General features: G+C 63.8%; 15 protein-coding genes and 1 pseudogene. 7 read left to right on the top strand and 9 right to left on the bottom strand.

The window, feature by feature from the left end; translation table 11 throughout:
* Window positions 1–139 precede the first annotated feature (139 nt).
* Entirely contained in the window at window positions 140–1,066 is a 927-nt protein-coding gene (locus OKB81_RS03145) for a GGDEF domain-containing protein (RefSeq protein WP_160839279.1), read from the top strand.
* Window positions 1,067–1,108: 42 nt separating this feature from the next.
* Here the strand turns inward: OKB81_RS03145 and tilS are convergent, their stop codons facing one another.
* Window positions 1,109–2,443 carry a tRNA lysidine(34) synthetase TilS gene (gene tilS / locus OKB81_RS03140; protein WP_160839281.1) on the bottom strand — a complete coding sequence of 445 codons (1,335 nt, stop codon included), beginning with the start codon at window positions 2,441–2,443 and terminating at the stop codon, window positions 1,109–1,111.
* 129 nt (window positions 2,444–2,572) lie between these two features.
* Between tilS and OKB81_RS03135 the strand changes: the two genes are divergently transcribed.
* From OKB81_RS03135 to OKB81_RS03120, 4 genes and pseudogenes are all read left to right on the top strand, one after another.
* The gene (locus tag OKB81_RS03135) at window positions 2,573–4,603 is read left to right on the top strand and encodes a M13 family metallopeptidase (protein WP_160839283.1); all 2,031 of its coding nucleotides are present in this window, start codon (window positions 2,573–2,575) and stop codon (window positions 4,601–4,603) included.
* A gap of 112 nt (window positions 4,604–4,715) precedes the next feature.
* Window positions 4,716–5,144 (top strand): annotated as a pseudogene (locus OKB81_RS03130) (PliI family lysozyme inhibitor of I-type lysozyme); the annotation flags it as partial.
* 360 nt (window positions 5,145–5,504) lie between these two features.
* Complete coding sequence (locus tag OKB81_RS03125) at window positions 5,505–7,232, top strand: ABC-F family ATP-binding cassette domain-containing protein (RefSeq protein ID WP_160839285.1); 1,728 nt, start codon at window positions 5,505–5,507, stop codon at window positions 7,230–7,232.
* 72 nt (window positions 7,233–7,304) lie between these two features.
* Complete coding sequence (locus tag OKB81_RS03120; protein WP_160839287.1) at window positions 7,305–7,841, top strand: GNAT family N-acetyltransferase; 537 nt, start codon at window positions 7,305–7,307, stop codon at window positions 7,839–7,841.
* A 258-nt stretch (window positions 7,842–8,099) separates the two neighbouring features.
* Here the strand turns inward: OKB81_RS03120 and yjeH are convergent, their stop codons facing one another.
* Window positions 8,100–9,380, bottom strand: a complete 1,281-nt coding sequence (gene yjeH, locus OKB81_RS03115; protein WP_041211297.1) for an L-methionine/branched-chain amino acid transporter — start codon at window positions 9,378–9,380, stop codon at window positions 8,100–8,102.
* A 342-nt stretch (window positions 9,381–9,722) separates the two neighbouring features.
* Window positions 9,723–11,015 carry an HAAAP family serine/threonine permease gene (locus OKB81_RS03110; RefSeq protein ID WP_049636279.1) on the bottom strand — a complete coding sequence of 431 codons (1,293 nt, stop codon included), beginning with the start codon at window positions 11,013–11,015 and terminating at the stop codon, window positions 9,723–9,725.
* 496 nt (window positions 11,016–11,511) lie between these two features.
* Here OKB81_RS03110 and OKB81_RS03105 point away from each other — a divergent pair, with 496 nt between their 5' ends.
* Window positions 11,512–12,417, top strand: coding sequence for a LysR family transcriptional regulator (locus tag OKB81_RS03105; protein WP_160837542.1), 906 nt, complete (start codon window positions 11,512–11,514; stop codon window positions 12,415–12,417).
* Between the two features lie 106 nt (window positions 12,418–12,523).
* On the top strand, window positions 12,524–13,915 hold the full coding sequence (locus OKB81_RS03100; RefSeq protein ID WP_069785586.1) for an MATE family efflux transporter: 1,392 nt from the start codon (window positions 12,524–12,526) through the stop codon (window positions 13,913–13,915).
* 300 nt (window positions 13,916–14,215) lie between these two features.
* Here OKB81_RS03100 and accA read toward each other — a convergent pair whose 3' ends face one another.
* From accA to fabZ, 6 genes are all read right to left on the bottom strand, one after another.
* Window positions 14,216–15,166 (bottom strand): acetyl-CoA carboxylase carboxyl transferase subunit alpha, encoded by a 951-nt coding sequence (gene accA / locus OKB81_RS03095; protein WP_010673419.1) that lies wholly within the window; start codon window positions 15,164–15,166, stop codon window positions 14,216–14,218.
* A gap of 16 nt (window positions 15,167–15,182) precedes the next feature.
* Window positions 15,183–18,662, bottom strand: coding sequence for a DNA polymerase III subunit alpha (dnaE, locus tag OKB81_RS03090; protein WP_102949240.1), 3,480 nt, complete (start codon window positions 18,660–18,662; stop codon window positions 15,183–15,185).
* 53 nt (window positions 18,663–18,715) lie between these two features.
* Complete coding sequence (gene rnhB, locus OKB81_RS03085; RefSeq protein ID WP_039039433.1) at window positions 18,716–19,306, bottom strand: ribonuclease HII; 591 nt, start codon at window positions 19,304–19,306, stop codon at window positions 18,716–18,718.
* Between the two features lie 78 nt (window positions 19,307–19,384).
* Window positions 19,385–20,524 (bottom strand): lipid-A-disaccharide synthase, encoded by a 1,140-nt coding sequence (gene lpxB / locus OKB81_RS03080; protein ID WP_039039432.1) that lies wholly within the window; start codon window positions 20,522–20,524, stop codon window positions 19,385–19,387.
* Window positions 20,517–21,308: an acyl-ACP--UDP-N-acetylglucosamine O-acyltransferase gene (gene lpxA / locus OKB81_RS03075; RefSeq protein WP_010673415.1), complete on the bottom strand. Its 792-nt coding sequence runs from the start codon at window positions 21,306–21,308 to the stop codon at window positions 20,517–20,519. Before lpxA ends, lpxB begins: the two co-directional genes overlap by 8 nt.
* 2 nt (window positions 21,309–21,310) lie before the next feature.
* Window positions 21,311–21,772: a 3-hydroxyacyl-ACP dehydratase FabZ gene (gene fabZ, locus OKB81_RS03070; RefSeq protein ID WP_010673414.1), complete on the bottom strand. Its 462-nt coding sequence runs from the start codon at window positions 21,770–21,772 to the stop codon at window positions 21,311–21,313.
* Window positions 21,773–21,794 lie beyond the last annotated feature (22 nt).

Below are 21,794 nucleotides of genomic sequence, written 5' to 3'. Positions count from 1 at the left end.
GGATCATGCCGCCCCGTTCCCCGGTAATGGACATGGGCTTATGCAACTGGAGCGAAATTAGGATCAGCTATTTAGCCAGCCCCCTTGTTTTTCATCGGACATATTTTAGGCACAGGGCTTGCAAGAGCCTGTGCAATGAATGGAGAGGTGTAAGGGCTGTAACGTGGAAAACACATCGTCATTGAACGGCTTCGGACATGGCATAGAGCAGTGGGTACAGCAGATGGAGCGGCTTGCGCCCTTGACCGGGCAGGACCGCTATCAGCAGATAGAGCAGTTGCTGGGGCAACGGGATCTTGACGCCCTGCTGGCAATCTTTGCCGAGCGGGTGGCAAACATTGTCCGGATCCACTCGCTCCAGTTCGACTGTGGCCAGCCCCACCCCCTCATCTCGCACCCGCCCCAGGCCAGGCTGACCCTGCATGCCTATCGCTTCGAGCTGCGGGGACGACACGAGCAGTTGCTCGGCCAGTTGCACTACGAGCTGGAGCACCCTCTGAGCGACGGCCAGAGGCGGTTGCTTGAGCAATATCATCAGCTGTTCAGCCTCCCCCTGCCCCTCTATCTGCGGCTGGATCGGCTGGAGCAGCAGGTGCGGCTAGACCACCTGACCGGGCTTGGCAATCGCGCCTACTTCGACGAGGCCATTGGCCGGGCGGTGGAGCAACACAGCCGGGAACCCCACGGCCTGGTGCTGGTGCTGCTGGATCTCGACAGATTCAAGCAGGTCAATGACACCTGGGGCCACCCGGTGGGCGACCTGGTGCTAAGCCGCTTCGCCCAGTTGCTGCAGGGGTGCATTCGCGGGACGGATCAGGCGTTTCGCCTCGGCGGGGACGAGTTTGCCCTGCTGCTGCAACCAGCGGACCCCGAGGCCTGGCGCCCGGTCTGGCTGCGGTTGCAACATGTGCTCCACAGCCACAAGGAGCTCAGCGCCTTCTCTGTGGGGTGCAGCCTGGGAGCCGCCAGCTGGCAGTCTGGCATGGATGTGCAGCGCCTCTACGAGACGGCCGATACCCATCTCTACGCCCGCAAGAAAGCCGGGAGCTCCGGCCTGCCCGAATAGGGCATCCCCCTTCCCCTCCCGGCCCCCTGTCACTCTGCGATGTCAATCCGCATCCTGGGGGACGGGGGGCCGCCACTCCCACGCCACCCCCTCTTCTGGCGCCAGAAATCCGTCGCAGACAAAGAGCCCGGCCACCAGAGCCACCTGTTCACCGTAGTAGAGGATGGGAATGCGCCCCCGCTGCCAGGAGGGCACCCCGTACTCTTGCAGCAGCTTCTTGAGCCGCCGACTGCCCACCCGCCCCACCGGTTTCAGCATGACGCCGGGGGCGACCTGAAAACGCACCGAGAGCAGCTCGTCCCCCCTCGGTGTCCGCAACCCTTCGCCATCCGTTCTCCAGAGCCTGAACTGCCCGAGCCCGTCCGGCAGGGTGAGCGTCTCTTCCATCCGGATGGGCAGCACCTCCTCGCGGGGGGCGAGATCTGGCGCTATCAGGTACAGGCGCCCCTGATAGCGGCGGCACGCCAACCCTTGCAGGCTCAGCCTGGGGTTGGCGTCATCGCGCGCCAGCGCCACCTCCTGCCACAGCAGGCCCAGCAGCTCGCGGGAGGGCATCTCTCCCCCCTGGCGGCGGATCCAGTGGCGCAGCAGGTTGTTGCGCCGCACGGGGGAGAGGGAGAGGAGTCCGTCAATGCGCAGCCCTTCTCCCTCACCCACCGCCTGCCAGTCCGCCTCGGCCAGCTCGCTGATAAGCGCCTCCTGCTCGGCGCACAGGGCCATGGTGCGCGCCGTCGTCCGGGCCATGGCGGGCCAGCGGTCCTTGAGCAGGGGAATAATCTGCTGGCGCAGGAAGTTGCGGTCATAGCTCGGGTCCTCGTTGCTCTCATCCTCTACCCAGCCATAAGGAAGTGACTGTGCGGCTTGCGCCAGCTCGGCCCGGCTCATATCGAGCAAGGGGCGCAACAGATGGCCTGCGGCAAAAGGCTGGCTCGCCACCATACCCGCCAGCCCGCGCAGACCGGCACCCCGCTTGAGCGCCAGCAGCAGGGTCTCCAGCTGATCGTCCTGATGGTGAGCGGTGAGCAGCCACTCCCCCTCCCCCAGGTGGGCGGCGAGTCGCTCATAACGCGCCGCCCGCGCCTGGGCCTCCAGGCTCTCCCCGTTGCCCCGACAGAGCTGCACCCGCTCCACGATGAGGGGCACCGCCAGTTGCCGGCACACCCCTTCGCAGTGAGCCACCCAGTGGTCGGCATGTGGGCTCAGGCCGTGATGAACGTGCAGGGCGTTCAGGGCGAGGCCGTGGGCGCGTGCAAAACGGGCCGCCAGCACCAGCAAGACGGTGGAGTCGAGCCCGCCGCTGAAAGCCACCAGCAGACCGCGGGAACCTTCCGGCGCGGGCAGGGTCTGACAAAAACGAGAATAAATACGAGAAATCATAGGCTTCCCCAATACGACCAGGCCGATCTTAGCAGAGTCGGGCTTATCAAGCGCTAACCCGGCTGCTAGAGTGAATCGCTCCCTGCGTGGGCAAGGAAGCCATATAACCCGAATTGGAATAAAACCATAATGAACAACAAGAAACACATCCTGGCCACCCTCGTCGGGCTGGCCCTGCTGGCCGGTTGCAGTCAGGCACCGAGCCAACCGGACAAACACTCCGGCCTTGCGCTGGCCAACATGGACACCAGCGTCAAGCCTGGTGACGACTTCTTCCGCTACGTGAACGGCCACTGGCTCGCCACGGCCAAGATCCCCGATGACAGGCCCGCCGACGGCGCCTTCTACCTGCTGCGGGACAAATCCCTGGCGGACGTGCGAGTGCTGGTGGAGGGGCTGGATGGCAAAGCCGCTGCCGGCACCCCGGCCCAGCAGATCCACGACCTCTACCAGAGCTATCTGGATCAGGCCGCCCGCAACGCCAAGGGCACCACGCCCCTGCTGCCGATGCTGAGCGAGATAGAGCAGATCCGCACACCGCAGGATCTCGCCCGGGCCTTCGCCCAGAGCGCCCGCACCGGTGGCGGCTCCCCCTTCGGTTTCTGGATTGACGCCGACGCCAAGGCCCCTGACAGCTATGCCGTCTACCTCTACCAGGCCGGCCTCGGCCTGCCGGATCGGGACTACTACCTCAAGCGCGACCCCAACAGCCAGGCGCTGCTGCACAAGTACGAGCAACACATCGCCGCCATGCTGACCCGCTTCGGTGAGACGGATGCCCAGGCCAAGGCGAAACGCATCCTGGCCCTCGAGACCAGGCTCGCCCAGATCCAGTGGGACAACGTGGCCCTGCGAGACAGAGAGAAGAACTACAACAAGGGGCCGGTGAGCGAGCTGGGGCGCCTCGCCCCCGCCATCGACTGGGACGCCTACCTGGCCCAGGCTGGCCTTGCGGGGCAGCAGAGCCTGGTCATCGGCCAGCCCACCTACCTCTCGGCCCTGAACGAGGTGATGCAGCAGACCCCGGTCGCTGACTGGCAGGCCTACCTCAAGTGGCAGCTCATCACCGATTACGCCCCCTACCTCGACAGCCAGACCGATGCCCAGAATTTTGCCTTCTTCGGCACCGCTCTTAGCGGCACGCCCAAGCAGCGCGCCCCCTGGGAGCGGGCCCTTGGGGTACTGGACAACAATCTTGGGGAGGCGGTGGGCAAGCTCTATGTCGAGCGCTACTTCCCGCCTGCGGCCAAGGCCCGTATGGAGCAGCTGGTGGAGAACCTGCGCACCGCCTACGGCCAGAGCATCCAGGAGCTGGACTGGATGTCCCCGGCCACCAAGACCCAGGCCCTCGAGAAGCTCGCCAAGTTCAGACCCAAGATAGGCTACCCGGACAAGTGGAAGGACTACAGCGCCATCACCATTCGCCCCGACGATCTGGTGGGCAACCTGCAGCGGGCCCGCGCCTTCGAATACGCTGACAACCTGGCGCGCCTCGGCAAGCCGGTCGATCGGGACGAGTGGCACATGTCGCCCCAGACGGTGAACGCCTACTACAACCCGAGCAACAACGAGATCGTCTTCCCGGCCGCCATTTTGCAGCCCCCCTTCTTCGACATGACGGCGGACGATGCGGTCAACTACGGCGCCATCGGCGGGGTGATCGGCCACGAGATGGGCCACGGTTTTGATGATCAGGGGGCCAAATCCGACGGTGACGGCGTGATGCGTGACTGGTGGACGCCGGCGGATCTCAAGGAGTTTCGCTTCCGCACCAGCCGGCTGGTGGCCCAGTACAACCGCTTCGAGCCCATCAAGGGACAGTACGTCAACGGCCAGTTTACCCTGGGGGAGAACATCGGCGATCTCGGCGGCCTCACCATCGCCCACAAGGCCTACCTGCTCTCCCTGGATGGCAAGGAGGCCCCGGTGCTGGACGGTTTTACCGGCGAGCAGCGCTTCTTCCTCGGCTGGGCCCAGGTGTGGAAGGGCATGTATCGCCCCGAGCTGATGCAGATGCTGCTCGCCTCGGATCCCCACTCGCCGCCGGAATACCGGGTCAACGGCGTGGTACCGAACATCCCCGCCTTCTACGAGGCGTTCAAGATCCAGCCCGGCGACAAGCTCTATCTGGACCCGGCCAAACGGGTCAAGATATGGTGATGACAACCCGGGCAGGGGGCGGCCGACCAGCGGCACCCTGCCCGCTTCCGACGTGGCAGGGAAGCGTCCCCTGCCCGTCACAGACACACAAGCAGCAACAAGGGTCCTCTCCATGAAAGCCTTATTACTTACTCTCGGCCTGCTCAGCCTGCCCCTCGCCAGCCAGGCGGCGGACGGCTTCTTCAAACAGCTGACACTTCCCTCCGGCCAGGTGGTGACCGTCAGCGAAGGGCGCGGCGAGCCTGCCTCCACCGGCAGCTACGACGTGCGCCTCTACTCCGGTGCCAACCCCCAGTTTCCGCTGGATCAGTTCATCGACGGCAAGGTGCTGCCGCGCGATGGCAGCATCAAGGAAATCAAGCTGCTGGATCTCAACGGCGACAAGCAGCCTGAAGTCATCGTCGTGGTGGAGAGCGCCGGCAGCGGCAGCTACCTGAGCGCCGACGCCCTCACCATCAATCCCCAGGAGGGGGTGGAGAGCTTCAACCACGTGGAGGGACTGGCCCCCAGTGACGATGTGATTGAGGCCCTCAAGACCCCCGCGCCTGACAACCCCCACGCCCCGTATCACGGGGCGTTTTTTTACCCCGCACCTACCGATGCGGTGCCCACGGCCCCCCACAGGGCGGATGGACGCCTGTTTTTTTCTGTGCCTATAATCGCCGCACCCTGCCATAACGAAACACAAGGAGGTAAAAAATGGTTATCCAAGCGTGTCCGATGTTCTCGGCTCGCCTGTTCGGCACATTCAAGTGCTCTTGCCTGCATACCATCGCGCTGCGATAGCGGGTTCGAGCAAAGCCGACTCCCTTCCATACCGAGACCTTTCTCGACTCTGCCGTTGTCGCCAGCGCTCCTGATGACAGGGATTTCCTATCCCGCGATTTAAGAGAGCAAGAGCATGACAACCCTGATGAGTACCCATTCCCTGCAGATGAGTGCGGGGCACCTTCCCTTATTTGACCACCTCGAACTCGGCATTCGCGCAGGCGACCGACTCGGCCTGATTGGCGCCAAAGGCTGCGGCAAGAGCACATTGCTCGCGCTGCTGGCGGGCGAGCGCACGCCCCAGGCCGGCCGGGTCGTGCAGGCCGCCGCCTGCCGCTGCGAGTTCGTGGCCCAGCAACTGCCCGCCGGGCTTTCCACCCTCAGCACCCGCGCCGTGCTGCTGGATGCCCTGGGCAACGACCCCGCCGCCGAATGGCAGGTGGACAAGCTGCTGGCCGAACTGCAGCTGGAGGCCCAGGCCACGTTGCCGGTCAGTGCACTGAGCGGTGGCCAGCACAGCCGGCTGCAGATAGGGCGCGCTCTGCTGCGCCAACCCAACCTGCTGCTGCTCGATGAGCCCAGCAACCACCTGGACTTGCCCGCCTTGCTCTGGCTCGAGCAGTTTCTGCTGGGCTGGCGCGGCGCCTTCGTGCTGGTTTCCCACGACGCTCGCCTGCTGGACCGCGTCACGGCTCAGACCCTGATCCTGCGAGACGGCCAGTTGCAGCGCTTCGCCCTGCCCTGCAGCCAGGCCAGGGCGGCGCTGGCTGCCGAGGATGAGCAGGCCCGCCTGCGCCGGGCGGACGAGCAAAAGGAGATAGACCGCCTGAGCGCCAGCAGCAAGCGCCTCGCCATCTGGGGGCGGGAGCATGACAACGAGAAGCTGGTGCGCCAGGCCAAGTCCATGGAAAAACGCATCGCCCGCCTGCAGGAGGAGCAGAGCCAGGTGGCGGCGCTGGCCCCCTGGCGGCTCGAGCTGCGCGGAGTGAGCCTGCCTGCCGACACCCTGCTGCGATTGGAGGCCCTCGACGTATCGCCGGCACCGGCACTGCCACCGCTGCTGCGTGCCGAGGGACTCTGGCTGCGGGCCGGGGACAGGGTCGCCCTGCTCGGTGCCAACGGCACCGGCAAGTCCTCCCTGCTGCGCCAGTGCTGGCGCGAACTGACAGACCTGAGTCCGCAGGCGGGCTGGTACTGCCACCCCGGCGCGAGCATCGCCTATTACGATCAGTCCCTGCAGCAGCTGGCTGACGACGCCACCCTGAGCGACGCGCTGTACCCCCTGGCCCCTCTGCCTGAGGTGACGCGGCGACAGGCGCTGATCCGGGCAGGCTTCCCCTATGCCCGCCACGGCCAGCAGGTGCACACCCTGAGCGGGGGCGAGCGGGCACGGTTGCTGTTCCTCGCCCTGTCCCTCGGCAGCCACCACATGCTCTGGCTCGACGAACCCACCAATCACCTGGATCTGGCGGGCAAGGAGGAGCTGGCCGACGCCATTGCGGCCTTCCCCGGGGGCGTGCTGCTGGTCTCCCACGACCGGGAGCTGATCGAGCGCAGCTGCAACCGCTTCTGGCTGATAAAGGACGGGCGCATCCAGGAGGCCCACAGTGCCGCGCGGGCCTATGCCGAGCTGCTGGGCGATGCCCCCTTGCCGCAGGCGGGCAGCCCGGCTCGATCAGGTGACCCGCAGACCGCGGCCTCCACGGGGGATGACGAAGAGGCGCTGCTGGCGCGCTGGTATGAGCTCGATGCCCTGCTCGCCGCCGATCTGGCCCGCAAGCCCAGGCACCAGACCCCGCGCCTGCAGCAGCAGTGGCGTGACGAGCTGGCGCGCCTTGCCGAGCGGCTCGGGTTTGCCTGACGCCAGCCCGGATCATCCATCTCTTGTTACGCAACACACGCGGCCAGCCACGGCTGGCCGCAAGGAGTCATCATGACATCAGCACCACCCCACATCAGGCCGGATCCCGTCACCGACACCGACCTGCCTCACATCTATCGCGGCCTCTCCGATCCCCAGGTCGTCGCCTACTACGGCGTCAGCTACGACAGCCTGGCGGCATGCCGGGCACAGATGGATTGGTATGCCGAGCTGACCCGCACCGGCCGTGGCGCCTGGCACCTCATTCGCGACCGGCACACGGGCGAACCGCTGGGGGCCATCGGCTACAACGATGCCGACCCGACTCACCGGTGTGCCGAGCTGGGCTACTGGCTCTATCCCGAACACTGGGGCAAGGGGGTGATGAGCGCGGCGCTGCAACTCTGGCTGCCGCTCACTTACCGCACCACCGACCTGCACCGGCTGCTGGCAGTGGTGGAGGAGCCCAACCGCCCCTCCGCCCGCCTGCTGGAGCGGGCCGGTTTTCACTACGAGGGCACGGCGCGGGAGTGCGAGCGCAAGGGGGATGGATTCATCTCCCTGCGCCACTACGCCATCTTGCGCAGCGACCTGCCCGCCAGCCTGTGACCCGCAACAACAAGCCCCGCACTGCGGCAATGCTGTTCAGATAAGCACATTTTTGACTAATTATTCATAAATGCGACTTGAGTTGGGGGAGCAAGGCTGTTTCCAGTCGATGTTCCTTCAGCCTTTATCCAGCGTGGCTTGCAATAGAAAGAGGGAGGCATCATGCCTCCCTCATTTTTAGCCCTGATACTACGTGGACTGGAACTCAAATTCTCTTAAGTGAACAGCATTGCCGCACTGCGGGGCTTTTTTCGGGAGTTACTTGATGGCGCAGACACCCTCATCGGACGCCGAGCGGCGGCGTCTGCGCCGCCACAGGGAGAAGCCGCCATACCCCAGGCTCAGCACGACGGCATAGAGCACCTGAGTGGCGAGGGCCAGCAGCACCAGGGTGCAGAGCAGCACGCTGAGGCCCGCCAGCCCCTTGCCGGTCCCCGACAACAAGCGCCAGCCGGCCGCCATGCAGAGCAGATAGACCAGCACGAAGTTGCCATTGGCGTAGCGGATCAGCGCATCGAGGGGCAGACGCAGCCAGAGGATCAGGGTGATGGAGACGAAACAGATGGCGAGCACCCAGGCAAGGGCATGCAGGGGAGCGCCCCGGGCCGAGAGGCGAGAGAGGGAGACCGGCAGTTTGCCCTCCCGCGCCATGCTCCAGATAAGGCGCGCAAAACCTTGCAGGTAGATGTTGATGCTGGCGAAGCAGGAGAGATAGCCCAGCACCGCCACCAGCCACTTGGCGGTGGGGCCGAACAACAGGGAGAGCAGGGCCGGAATGGCGGTGGCATTGGTCGCCTCGTCCCCGTAGAGGTCATATTTGAGCACCACCAGCGAGTGAACCCAGTAGATGAGCCCCGCCAGCAGCACGCCCCCCAGCAGGGCAAGGGGGTAGTCCCGCTCTGGCCGCTTGAACTCCTCCCCCATGTGGGCGAAGGCCTCGAGCCCCACGAAACACCAGAACATCACCGCCAGCGCCGAGCCCATGGCGGGCCATTCGCTCGCCGTTGGCAGAGGCTGGGCGGCATCGCGCCAGCTGAGATCCCCCTTGACCCAGATAAGCAGGGTGAGCCCCAGAATGGCCAGGGCGATCAGCAGTTGCAGGTTGCCGGAGGAGCGCGCTCCCCGCAGCCCCAGCAGAAAGACCCCGAGCAGGGTGAGCAGCTGGATACCCCAGAGGGTCCACTCCCCCATGTCGAACAGGGCGTGCCAGAAACCGGCGGCGATGGTGAGGGCGGCAGGCAGGCCCACCGGCAGCACCGCCAGAAACAGGAAAGCGGAGAAGCGCTCGGCGCCGTTGCCAAAGGCGAGGCCAATCAGATGGGGGGCGCCCCCCGCGTGGGGATAACGCCGCCCGAGGCGGGCGAAGGTAAAGGCGATGGGCAGCACCAGGGCAATCAGCAGCAACCAGGCCCACAGCGACGCCCCTCCCGCCAGCGAGGCGGCGGTGGCCGGTACCACGAAGATCCCGGTACCGAGCAGGGAGGTGGCGAGCAGCCCCATCCCCTGCCAGAGCCCGAGATCCTTTTTCAACCCAGACATATCCTGTTGTCCCGTCTAGAAAAACATCCCGCCATGTTAGGCCGCCACCACCGCTTTGTTAAGCATTTGTGCCCATAAAAAAACCGCCCCGGGGGGCCAATGCTGTTCACTTAAGAGAATTTGAGTTCCAGTCCACGTAGTATCAGGACAAAAAAGCGAGGGAGGCATGATGCCTCCCTCTTTCTATTGCAAGCCCCGCTGGATAAAGGCTGGAGGAAGATCGACTGGACACAGCCTTGCCCCCTCAACTCAAATCCAATTTATGAATAATCAGTCAAAAAAGTGCTTATCTGAACAGCATTGCCCCGGGGGGCGGCTTTCTCACAGGGATGAACGCTGTCATCAGGCAATCAGCTTGTAGATGATACCGGACATGGCGATGAGGCCGATGAGGGTGACGAAGCCGTTGCTGAGGTTGCCGGCATATTTGCGCATGGCCGGCACCTTGGCGATGGCGTACATCGGCATCAGGAAGAGCAGCATGGCGATGATGGGGCCGCCCAGATCTTCAATCATGCCGAGGATGCTCGGGTTGATGGTGGCCACGGCCCAGGTGGTCAGGATCATGAAGACCGCGGTCACCTTGTTCAGCTGCTTGACGTCGACGTTCTTGCCCTTCTCGCGCAGGGACTTGGCCATCAGGCCGTTCATGCCCTCTTGCGCACCCAGGTAGTGACCCAGGAAGGACTTGCTGATGGCAACCATGGCGATGAGCGGTGCCACGGTGGCGATCACCGGGTTGTCGAAGTGGTTGGCCAGGTAGGAGAGGATGGAGATGTTCTGCTCCTTGGCCGCCGCCAGGTCAGCCGGGGAGAGGCTCAGCACGCAGCTGAACACGAAGAACATCACCGTCATCACCATCATGACGTGGGCGCCCAGCAGGATGTTGCTGCACTTCTTCTCGGCGTTGGCGCCGTAGCGGCCTTTGTTGTCCACCGCGAAGGAGGAGATGATCGGGGAGTGGTTGAAGGAGAACACCATCACCGGGATGGCCAGCCACAGGGTCTTGATGAAGTCGCCATTGAAGGCCTCACCCAGCGCCGGGGCTTCGGTGATGATGGCACCGTTCCAGTGCGGGATCAGGTAGAGCGCCAGGCCCATCAGAGTGACCACGAACGGGAAGACCAGCACGCTCATCGCCTTGACGATGACCTGGCCGCCCAGACGAACGATCGCCATCAGACCCAGGATCAGCACCAGGGAGAGGATGGCACGGGGAGGTGCCGTCATACCCAGTTGGTGCACCATCAGGCTCTCGACGGTGTTGGTGATGGCCACGGAGTACATCAGCAGGATGGGGTAGATGGCGAAGAAGTAGAGCAGGGTGATGAACTTGCCTGCGGTCTTGCCGAAGTGCTCTTCCACCACCTCGGTGATGTCGCCGTCACGGGTGGAGCCGGACAGCACGAAGCGGGTCAGGCCACGGTGGGCGAAGAAGGTCAGCGGCAGGGCCAGGATCAGCATGGCGACCAGCGGCCACAGGCCACCGACACCGGCATTGATCGGCAGGAAGAGGACACCGGCGCCGATGGCGGTACCGTACAGACCCAGCATCCAGACCACGTCGGCCTTGTTGATGCCACGGGAGGAGGCTTTGCTCAAGCTGCCTTCAACTGCAATGTTCATGTCAGACATAGGGGTATTCCTGTCATCAAGGAAAGTGGGATCTTAACTTGTCAGTGGGCCTGGGCCCGGTTCCTTTCCCTGGAACTCCAGCTATTCGTCCTGTTTGTTCCTCCGCCCCGGCCATCCGGCCGCCACTCCCTGTGGCAACCTGATTGCAACAAACACGGGCGGGGAGTCGTAATACAGAGGGGATCGTGCTCGCTCGTTAACAACGGGATAACGCTCACCTCATCCGATGAGATGACTCTAGTTAAAAGGCCCTATTAATCACAGCGTTTATTTGAATTAATCAACCAAAGTTTGATTGGAATCGCCTTTCCGTCGCTTCAGATCACACTTGAATCGCCATATTGCGATTTTTTTTTAACATATAAACTTTTTGGTGTGATCCACCTCACCCTTGAAACGCGCAACAATTTTGTCACAACCCCCTCATTGCCCCCCGATTGTCTCCCGTCGCCCCATGGCGTACCCTTTGTGTCCGCCCCTTTTCTGCGTACCGACCATGACCCTCTCCCGCACCGATCTCGCCGAGCTGGCCGTGTTTGCCGCCGTCGCCCGTCACCGCAGTTTCAGCAAGGCCGCCCTCGAGCTCGGGGTCTCCGCCTCGGCCCTGAGTCATGCCCTCAAAGGGCTGGAGAGTCGCCTGGCCGTCAGGCTGCTCAATCGCAGCACCCGGGCCGTGGTGCCGACCGAAGCGGGCGAACGGCTGCTGGCCCAGGTGCTGCCAACCCTGGGGCAGCTGGAGGCGGCGCTGGCGGAGCTGACGCGCCACGCGGGCGAACCCGTGGGCAGGCTCAGGCTCTGTGCCCCCCGAGCCGCCATCCAGGAGGTGCTGGCCCCGGTACTCATCGACTATCTGGTGAGCTACCCGCGCATGCAGGTGGAGGTGGAGGAACTGGAGCTGATGCCCCGCCTCATCGAGGATGGCTACGACGCCGCCCTCTTTTACGGCGACCTGCTGCCCCAGGAGATGATCTCGGTTCCCCTGGGCCCGCAGCAGCGCTATCTGGTGGTGGGCTCCCCCGACTATCTGGCGCGGCGTGGCACCCCTCGCCACCCCTCGGATCTGCGCCAGCACGACTGCATCGGCTACCGGCTCACGCCCCATCACCACTATCGCTGGGCCTTTGCCGCCGAGGGGGAGCTGCTGGAGATCGAAGTGACGGGCCCGCTCACCACCAGCACGCCTGCGCTCTACCTGGGGGCGGCCGAGGCGGGGCTCGGGCTCGCCTACTGCCACGAAGGGGAGGTGTTCGACGCCCTGGCATCGGGGCGGCTGGTGAGCGTGCTGGATGACTGGAGCCCCAGCTTTGCCGGGTTCAACCTCTTCTATCCGGGCCGGCACCAGCTGGGGCAAGGGCTGCGAGCCCTGATCGACATGCTGAAGGAGTATCACAGGATCCGTTGATTGATGAAATTTATTCAGCAATTCATCAAATGAAAGCCTGATTATCAATTAAACCATAAGAAACTAGACTGTCTGCTCGATTCCGGCCCTTTTCCCGAGTACAGATATGTCCGCCTACTTCCGCCTGCGTCAACGGGCCATGGCCCGCCGTTTCTGGGGCTATGCCCTCCCCTCCGTCATGGCCATGCTGGTCTCCGGCGCCTACTACCTGGTAGACGGCATCTTCGTCGGCCACTACGTGGGGGCCGCCGGCCTTGCCGGCATCAACCTGGTCTATCCGGTCATCATGGTGCTCATCGGCCTCGCCGCCATGATCGCCATGGGGGCCGCCACCGCCATCTCCTTCCAGCAGGGCGCCAGGAACCTCGCTCTGGCCCGCCAGGCTCTGGTCAGCGCCCTCTGGCTGCTGCTGATCCTGGGCACGGTAGCGCCGCTGCTGCTGCACCACTGGCACACCGATATCCTGCAGGCCCTGGGAATGGCCCCCGGCACCGACACCTGGCAGCAGGCCAGCGACTACCTCACCTGGATTGGCGGTGGCACCCTGCTGCTCGCCAGCAACCTGGCGGTGCCCTACCTGCTTCGCAACGACGGCCGCCCTCGCCTCGCCATGGTACTGGTGAGCGGCGGCGCCCTCCTCAACATCCTGCTCAACTACATAATGGTGGGCCGGCTCGGGCTCGGCCTCACCGGCACGGCCCAGGCCACCCTCCTCTCGGAGGCCATGGTCAGCCTGCTCGGCCTGGGGTACTTCTTCACCCGCCACGCCCGGTTGCGGCTGACCTGGCGCCAGCTGGTGCCCCGCTTCCCGGCCATGCCCGGCCTGCTCTTCACCGGGCTGCCGAGCCTCATCGCCCAGTTCAACCTGGGGCTGCTGTTGCTGCTGCACAACAGCCAGCTGATGGTGCACGGTACGGTCAAGGATCTGGCGGGCTTCACCGTGGCGGGATACACGGAGGCAGTCTTCATCGTCATCCTGCAGGGACTGGCGTTTGGCATCCAGCCCCTGGTGAGCCAGGCAGCCGGGGCCGGGCGCCATCGCGACCTCCAGTTCCTGATGGCGATGGGGCTCAAGATCACCCTGGTCTATGGCCTGGGGGTCTGGCTGATTGTCCAGCTGCTGCCGCAGCCGGTCGCCATGCTCTACACCGGGGATCAGGACGCAGAGCTGCTCGCCGCCGCCATCAGCAGCCTGACCCTCAACCTCGCTGCCCTGCCCCTGGAGGGGATCGTCATGTTCGGCATCGTGCTGTTGCAGGCCATGGCCCGCACCCGCCAGGCCCTCGTCATCTCCGTGGCCAAGACGGTGCTGCTGCTGCCCCTCATCTTCCTGCTGCCCCTCTGGTGGGGACGCGACGGGGTCTTGATGGCCCAGCCCGCCACCGTGCTGCTGCTGACGCCCCCCCTGTGCTGGCTGCTGTGGCGGGAGTGGCGGGCCCTGAGCCCTGCCGGAGGGCGTGCTTCCGCCCCCATGCACCGGGCGTTGACCGCCCCCTGAGACCCGCCCCCGGCGTCCCCCCACAAACGTCGCCCATAAAAAAAGTCCCCGCATGCGGGCAATGCTGTTCACTTAAGAGAATTTGAGTTCCAGTCCACGTAGTATCAGGACAAAAAAGCGAGGGAGGCATGATGCCTCCCTCTTTCTATTGCAAGCCCCGCTGGATAAAGGCTGGAGGAAGATCGACTGGACACAGCCTTGCCCCCTCAATTCAAATCCAATTTATGAATAATCAGTCAAAAAAGTGCTTATCTGAACAGCATTGCCCGCATGCGGGGACTTTTTATTGGAAGCGCCAGATCAGCAGTAGCCGTAACCCAGCAGACGTTGGTAGCGCTGCTCCAGCAGTTGCTCGCTGTCGAGGGGGCGCAGGGCATCCAGATCCTGTTTGATGCGCGCTTTCAGGTGCTTGGCCATCTTCTCCACATCGCGGTGGGCACCACCGAGGGGCTCCTCGACGATGTTGTCGATGAGCTTCAGCTCCTTCAGGCGCTGGGCGGTAATGCCCATGGCATCCGCCGCCACCGAGGCCTTCTCGGCGCTCTTCCACAGGATGGAGGCGCACCCTTCCGGGGAGATGACGGAGTAGGTGGAGTACTGCAGCATGTTGACCCGATCGCCCACGCCGATGGCGAGGGCGCCGCCGGAGCCGCCTTCACCGATCACGGTGCAGACCACCGGCACGGTCAGGCCGGCCATGACTTTCAGGTTGCGGGCGATGGCTTCGGACTGGCCACGCTCCTCGGCACCGACGCCAGGGTAGGCACCCGGGGTGTCGATGAAGGTGATGATCGGCATCTTGAAGCGCTCGGCCATCTCCATCAGGCGCAGGGCCTTGCGGTACCCTTCCGGACGCGGCATGCCGAAGTTGCGCTTGATCTTCTCCTTGGTCTCGCGACCCTTCTGGTGACCGATGATCATCACGGGCTCGCCGTCGAGACGGGCGATGCCGCCGACGATGGCCTTGTCATCGGCATAGGCGCGATCCCCGGCCAGCTCGTCGAAATCGGTGAAGATCTGCTCGATGTAGTCGAGGGTGTAGGGGCGCTGGGGATGACGTGCCATCTGGGATACCTGCCAGGCCCCCAGATCGCCGAAGATCTTCTTGGTCAGCTCTTCGTTTTTCTTCTCCAGCCGGCGAATGTCTTCGCTGAGATCCACGGCACTGTTGTGCTCGCTCACATGGCGCAGTTCATCGATCTGTGCCTGCAACTCGGCGATCGGCTGTTCAAAATCCAGAAAAAGACTCATAGGGACAATAGATCCTCTAATCAAAAACCAATTCAACCCGCTCTCGTCCAAGCAGGACTCGCAAGTCATCTATCAGTTGATCGGTGGGCGTCACCCGCCACTCGGTACCGAGCGTCAATCGCACCCGGGAACCGGGGCGACGATAGTTTACCTGAACCGGACAGACTCCGGCACGGGCGGGCTCCAAAATCTCGCACAAACGCGGGAAAAAGCGCTCGTCAATGCGTTGTTCATCGAGGGAGATGCGGATTGCCCTGGCAAAACGCTCCCTCGCATCGTTGATATCCAGCAACTCGCGGGCCGACATTTTAAGGCCACCGGAGAAGTCATCAAAGCTGACCTGTCCAGAAACCACTAAAATACGGTCTTTTTGCATCAATTCTTCGTATTTTTCCAGCGCTTCACTGAAAAGGGTCACATCCAGACGGCCGGATCTGTCGTCCAGGGTGAAGATCCCCATCTTGTTGCCGCGCTTGGTCACCATGCTGCGCGCCGCGATCACCAACCCCGCCGCCGTGGTCACCGTATCCCGGGAGGTGGGATGCAGATCGCACAGTCGGCCCGAGGTGTAGCGCCGCAGCTCGCTGCTGTACTGGTTGATGGGGTGACCGGTGAGGTAGAGCCCCAGGGTCTCGCGTTCCCCTTCCAGCCACACCTTGTCAGGCCAGTGCGGCACGTTGGCGAACGCCTTCTTGACGTCGTCGATCTCTTCGGTGAGCACACCGAACATGTCGACCTGCCCCACCGCCTGGGCCTTGGCGTGCTGCTCGGCGGCGCGCATCGCCTCCTCCAGGGTCGCCATCAGGGCGGCGCGGTGGGGGCCGAGCCTGTCCATGGCGCCGGAGAGGATGAGCTTCTCCATCACCCGCTTGTTGAGCTTCTTGATGTCGACCCGGTTGCAGAAATCGAACAGATCGCGGAACGGACCGTCCCGATCCCGCGCCTCCAGGATCGCCTCGATGGGCCCTTCCCCTACCCCCTTCACCGCGCCGATGCCGTAGACGATGTGGCCGTCCTCGTTGACGCTGAAGCGGTAGCGACCGGTGTTGACGTCCGGCGGGATCACGGTCAGCCCCATGCGCTGACACTCGTCCACCAGGGTCACTATCTTGTCGGTGTTGTCCATGTCCGCGGTCATCACCGCCGCCATGAACTCCGCCGGGAAGTGGGTCTTGAGCCAGAGGGTCTGGTAAGAGACCAGCGCATAGGCAGCGGAGTGGGACTTGTTGAAGCCGTAGCCCGCAAACTTCTCCACCAGATCGAAGATCTTCATCGCCAGTTCGCCGTCGACGCCGTTCTTGACCGCCCCCTCCTCGAAGCCCGCCCGCTGCTTGGCCATCTCTTCGGGTTTTTTCTTGCCCATGGCCCGGCGCAGCATGTCCGCGCCACCCAGGGTATACCCCGCCAGGGTCTGGGCGATCTGCATCACCTGCTCCTGGTAGAGGATGATGCCGTAGGTGGGCTCGAGTATGGGTTTGAGGCTTTCGTGCTGCCACTTCTCGTCCGGGTAGGAGATGGCCTCCTTGCCGTGTTTGCGCTCGATGAAGTTGTCCACCATGCCCGACTGGAGCGGGCCCGGGCGGAACAGGGCCACCAGCGCGATCATGTCTTCGAAGCAGTCGGGCTGCAGCCGCTTGATGAGGTCCTTCATGCCGCGGGATTCGAGCTGGAACACCGCCGTGGTCTCGAAGCGCTGCAAGAGGGCGAACGACTTCTTGTCGTCGATGGGGATGGCGGCGATGTCGACCGGCGGCTTGCCCTCTTTGGCAAGACGGGGGTTTATCATGCCAAGGGCCCAGTCGATGATGGTGAGCGTTCGCAGCCCCAGGAAGTCGAACTTCACCAGGCCCGCGTACTCCACGTCGTTCTTGTCGAACTGGGTGACCGGATGATGCCCCTCGTCGTCGCAATAGAGCGGCGCGAAGTCGGTGATCTTGGTAGGCGCGATCACCACGCCACCGGCGTGCTTGCCGGCGTTGCGCACCACCCCTTCCAGGCGGCGGGCCATGTCGATGAGGTCCTTGACCTCCTCGTCTTGCTCGTAGAGCTCCGGCAACTTGGGCTCGGCTTCGAACGCCTTGGCCAGGGTCATGCCCGGATCCGGCGGGATCAACTTGGAGATGCGATCCACAAAACCGTAGGCGTGGCCCAGCACACGGCCGACGTCCCGCACCACCGCCTTGGCCGCCATGCTGCCGAAGGTGATGATCTGGGATACCGCCTCCCGGCCGTACATCTCGGAGACGTGATCGATCACCTCGTCGCGCCTGTCCATGCAGAAGTCGACGTCGAAGTCGGGCATGGAGACCCGCTCGGGGTTCAGGAAACGTTCGAACAGCAGGTCAAATTCCAGCGGATCCAGGTCGGTGATCTTGAGGGCATAGGCCACCAGCGACCCCGCCCCCGAGCCCCGGCCCGGACCGACGGGGATGCCGTTGTCCTTGGACCACTGGATAAACTCCATCACGATGAGGAAGTAACCCGGGAAGCCCATCTGGTTGATCACTTTGAGCTCGATGTCGAGACGCTCGTCATACTCGGGACGACGCTCGGCCCGCACCGCCGGATCCGGGAACAGGAAGGCCAGCCGCTCCTCCAGCCCTTCCTTCGACTTCATGACCAGGAAGTCTTCGGTGGTCATGTCGCCGGTGGGGAAGTTGGGCAGGAAATACTCGCCAAGGCGCACCGTCACGTTGCAGCGCTTGGCGATCTCCACCGTGTTTTCCAGGGCTTCCGGGATGTCGGCAAACAGCTCCGCCATCTCCTCCTGACTGCGCAGGTACTGCTGGGGGCTGTAGCGGCGCGGTCGGCGCTTGTCCATCAGGGTGTAGCCGTCGTGGATGGCGACCCGGATCTCGTGGGCATCGAAGTCATCGGCGGTGAGGAACACCACCTCGTTGGTGGCCACCACCGGCAGTTCGAACTCGCTGGCAATGGCCACCGCCATGTGCAGGTAGACCTCCTCGTCCGGGCGGCCGGTACGCAGCAGCTCCAGGTAGTAGGCATCCGGGAAATGGGTCTGGTAGAAGGCGAGGCAATGCTCCACCATCTGGCGGTTGCCCTTGAGCAGGAACTTGCCCACATCCCCCTCGCGCCCGCCGGAGAGGACGATCACCCCCTTGGCATGTTCGCCAAGCCAGGCCTTGTCGATGACGGGGCGCCCCTGCACATGACCGCGCTGATAGCCGCGGGAGATGAGCAGGGTGATGTTCTGGTAGCCGTCGTTGTCCATGGCGAGCAGGGTGAGGCGGAACTGCTCGTCCCCAAGCTCGTCGCTCTGCACCCAGAAATCCGCCCCGACCAGGGGCTTGATCCCCTTGCCGTGGGCAGAGCCGTAGAAGCGCACCAGGCCGCACATGTTCATCTGGTCCGTCAGGGCCAGGGCCGGCATGTTGTTGGCGGCGGCTGCGGAGACGATGGGACCGATCTTCTGCAGGCCGTCGACCATGGAGAAGTCGGAGTGCACCCTCAGGTGGATGAAGCGGGGATCAGCCATGGTCACGCCCTCTCATTGCGCAAGCAGAAATCGTTCAGACAGATCGGCATCGGTTATTCGATCCCCAGGGCGCGGCGCACCGGCTTGAAGCTCTGACGGTATTCGGGCAGCGGGCCCCGTTCGGCCAGAATGGCGAGGTGCTCCGCCGTCGGGTAGCCCTTGTGGCGGGCGAAACCGTACTCGGGATGGCGGCTGTCCAGCTCGGTCATCTCGGCGTCCCGGGTCACCTTGGCGAGGATGGAGGCGGCGCTGATGGCGGCCACCAGGCTGTCACCCTTGACCACGGCGCGGGCCTCCATCGGCAATCTGGGGCAGCGGTTGCCGTCGATGAAGACCAGCTCGGGCGTCACCTTGAGCCCCGCCACGGCGCGCTGCATCGCCAGCATGGTGGCGTGCAGGATGTTGAGCTCGTCGATTTCCGCCGGGCTGGCGCGGCCGATGGCATAGGCCAGCGCCTTCTCTTTGATCTCGCCAAACAGGGCGAGCCGCTTCTTCTCGGAGAGCTTCTTGGAATCGGCGAGGCCAAGGATGGGATTGGCAGGATCCAGGATCACCGCGGCGGTGACCACGTCACCCACCAGGGGGCCGCGACCCACTTCGTCCACCCCGGCAATCAGCTTGTCTTCGGGAATATCGATCGTCATCTCATAGCCTTGAATCAAAACCGGCCCCGCAGGGCCAGTATCAGCACAACATCACGCCTGACACACAGGCAGAGCCCACTAGCGTTCCAGCAGCGCGGCAACCGCTTCCGCTGCCTGCACATCCGCATTGCAGCGGATCTTCTCGTGCAACCGGGTGAAGGTGGCGATGAGCTCGCTGTTGTCATGGTCCAGCAGCTTGCTCACCTCTTCCACCAGGTTGGCCGGGGTGCACTCGTGCTGGATGAGCTCGGGCACCAGCATCTTGTCCGCCAGCAGGTTCGGCAGGGAGACATAATCCGTCTTCACCAGCCACTGGGCCAGCAAGTAGCTGAAGGGTTTGAGCTTGTAACCCACCACCATGGGCTTTTTCACCAGCATGGCCTCGAGGGCCGCGGTGCCGGAGGCGAGCATCACCACGTCGGCGGCAATCATGGCCTCGCGGCCCTGGCCGTCCAGCAGCACCATGTCGAGCTCCGGGGCCACCTCGGCCTTGATGGCGAGGAACTGCTCGCGCCGTTTCTGGTTGACCAGAGGCACGATGAAACCGAGATCCGGGTTGTGAACCGTCAGGTGCTTGCACGCCTCGAGGAAGACCGGCGCCATGAAGCCCACTTCCGCCGTGCGGCTCCCCGGCAGCACCGCCAGCCAGCGACGGGCGGGATCGATGCCGAGGGCCTCGCGCACCGCCCCTTGATCCGGGACCAGGGGAATGTCGTCCGCCATGGTGTGGCCGACGAAGCGACAGGGGGCATCGAAACGGTCGTAGAAGGCTTTCTCGAATGGCAGGAAGGCGAGCACCATGTCGGTGGCGGCCTTGATCTTGTGAATGCGGCCCTGACGCCAGGCCCAGACGGAGGGGCTGACATAGTGGACCGTCTTGATACCGGCGCGGCGCAGTTTCAGCTCCACCCCGATATTGAAATCCGGTGCATCCACACCGACGAAGATGTCGGGGGGATTGGCGATGAAGTGGCGCAGCAGTTCGCGGCGTACCTGGAGGATGCGGGGCAGACGGCCCAGCACCTCGGTGATGCCCATGACGGAGAGCTCCTCCATCTCGAACAGCGCCTTCACGCCGAGAGCCTGCATCCGCGGCCCGGCGATCCCTTCGAACTGCGCATCCGGGTAGCGGGCTTGCAGTTCGCGCACCAGCCCTGCGGCCAGGATGTCGCCGGAGGTCTCTCCGGCGACGATGCCGATGCGAATGGGATCAGGCACGGATGATCCCGCGCTCGTTGTCCTTGAGGAAATCCACATAGAGCTGGATGGCAGGTTCGCTCTGGGCCATCTCGCTCAGCACGGGCAACACCTCTTCAATGGTCTTGCCGGAGCGGAAGATCTCCTTGTAGGCGCGCTTGACGGCAGAGATCGCCTCGGCGCTGAAGCCACGACGACGCAGGCCTTCGGAGTTGACCCCGAAAGGCTTGGCGTAGTTGCCGGCGGCCATCACGTAGGGCGGCACGTCCTTGTTCAGGGCAGCGCAGCCGCCGACGAAGGCGTGGGAGCCGACGCGGCCGAACTGGTGAATGGCAGACAGACCGCCGAAGATCACGAAGTCACCGATGTGCACATGGCCCGCCAGGGTGGCGTTGTTGGCGAAGATGCAGTTGTCACCGATGATGCAGTCGTGGGCCACGTGAACGTTGACCATGAACAGGTTGCCGCTACCCACCTTGGTCAGGCTCTGGTCCTGGGTGGTGCCGCGGTGCACGGTGCAGTTCTCGCGAAACACGTTGTTGTCGCCGATCTCGAGGAAGGTGCGCTCGCCGGCGTACTTCTTGTCCTGGCAATCCTCACCGATGGAGGTGTGCTGGAAGATCTTGTTGCCGCGACCGATCTTGGTCGGGCCCTTGATCACCACGTGGGAGCTCACCCAGGTGTTGTCACCGATTTCCACCTCGGCGCCGATGACGGTGAAGGGGCCGATTTCAACCCCTTTGCCGATGACGGCAGACTCATGGACGATGGCGGTGTCGTGGATGATGGCAGTCTGATCGATCACGGTTATACCTCGCGCTTGGCGCACATCAGTTCGGCAGTACAGACCACTTCACCGTCGACGGTGGCGACACCGGTGAACTTGGCGATGCCGCGACGCTCCTTCAGGAACTCCACATCCAGCACCAGCTGATCGCCGGGACCCACCGGGCGCTTGAAGCGGGCATTGTCGATGGAGGCAAAGTAATAGAGCTCGTTGGGGGACGGCTTGCCCACCATGGTGAAGGCCAGGATACCGGTGGCCTGGGCCATGGCTTCCAGGATCAGCACGCCGGGGAAGACCGGCTTGGCCGGGAAGTGGCCCTGGAAGATCGGCTCGTTGAACGAGACGTTCTTGATGGCGCGCAGGGTCTTGCGCTCATCGCTGATCTCGTAGTTTTCCACCTTGTCCACCATCAGGAACGGATAACGGTGGGGCAGCAGATCCATGATTTCCTGGATGCCCAGGCTCTTCTTTTCAGTAGTCAAAACAGTACCCTATACCAATCGT

The organism is Aeromonas sp. QDB56 (assembly GCF_027705505.1).
Classification (GTDB): domain Bacteria; phylum Pseudomonadota; class Gammaproteobacteria; order Enterobacterales; family Aeromonadaceae; genus Aeromonas; species Aeromonas caviae.
Note: the sequence above shows the minus strand (reverse complement) of the source record. Positions and strands in the feature narration are given on the sequence as shown.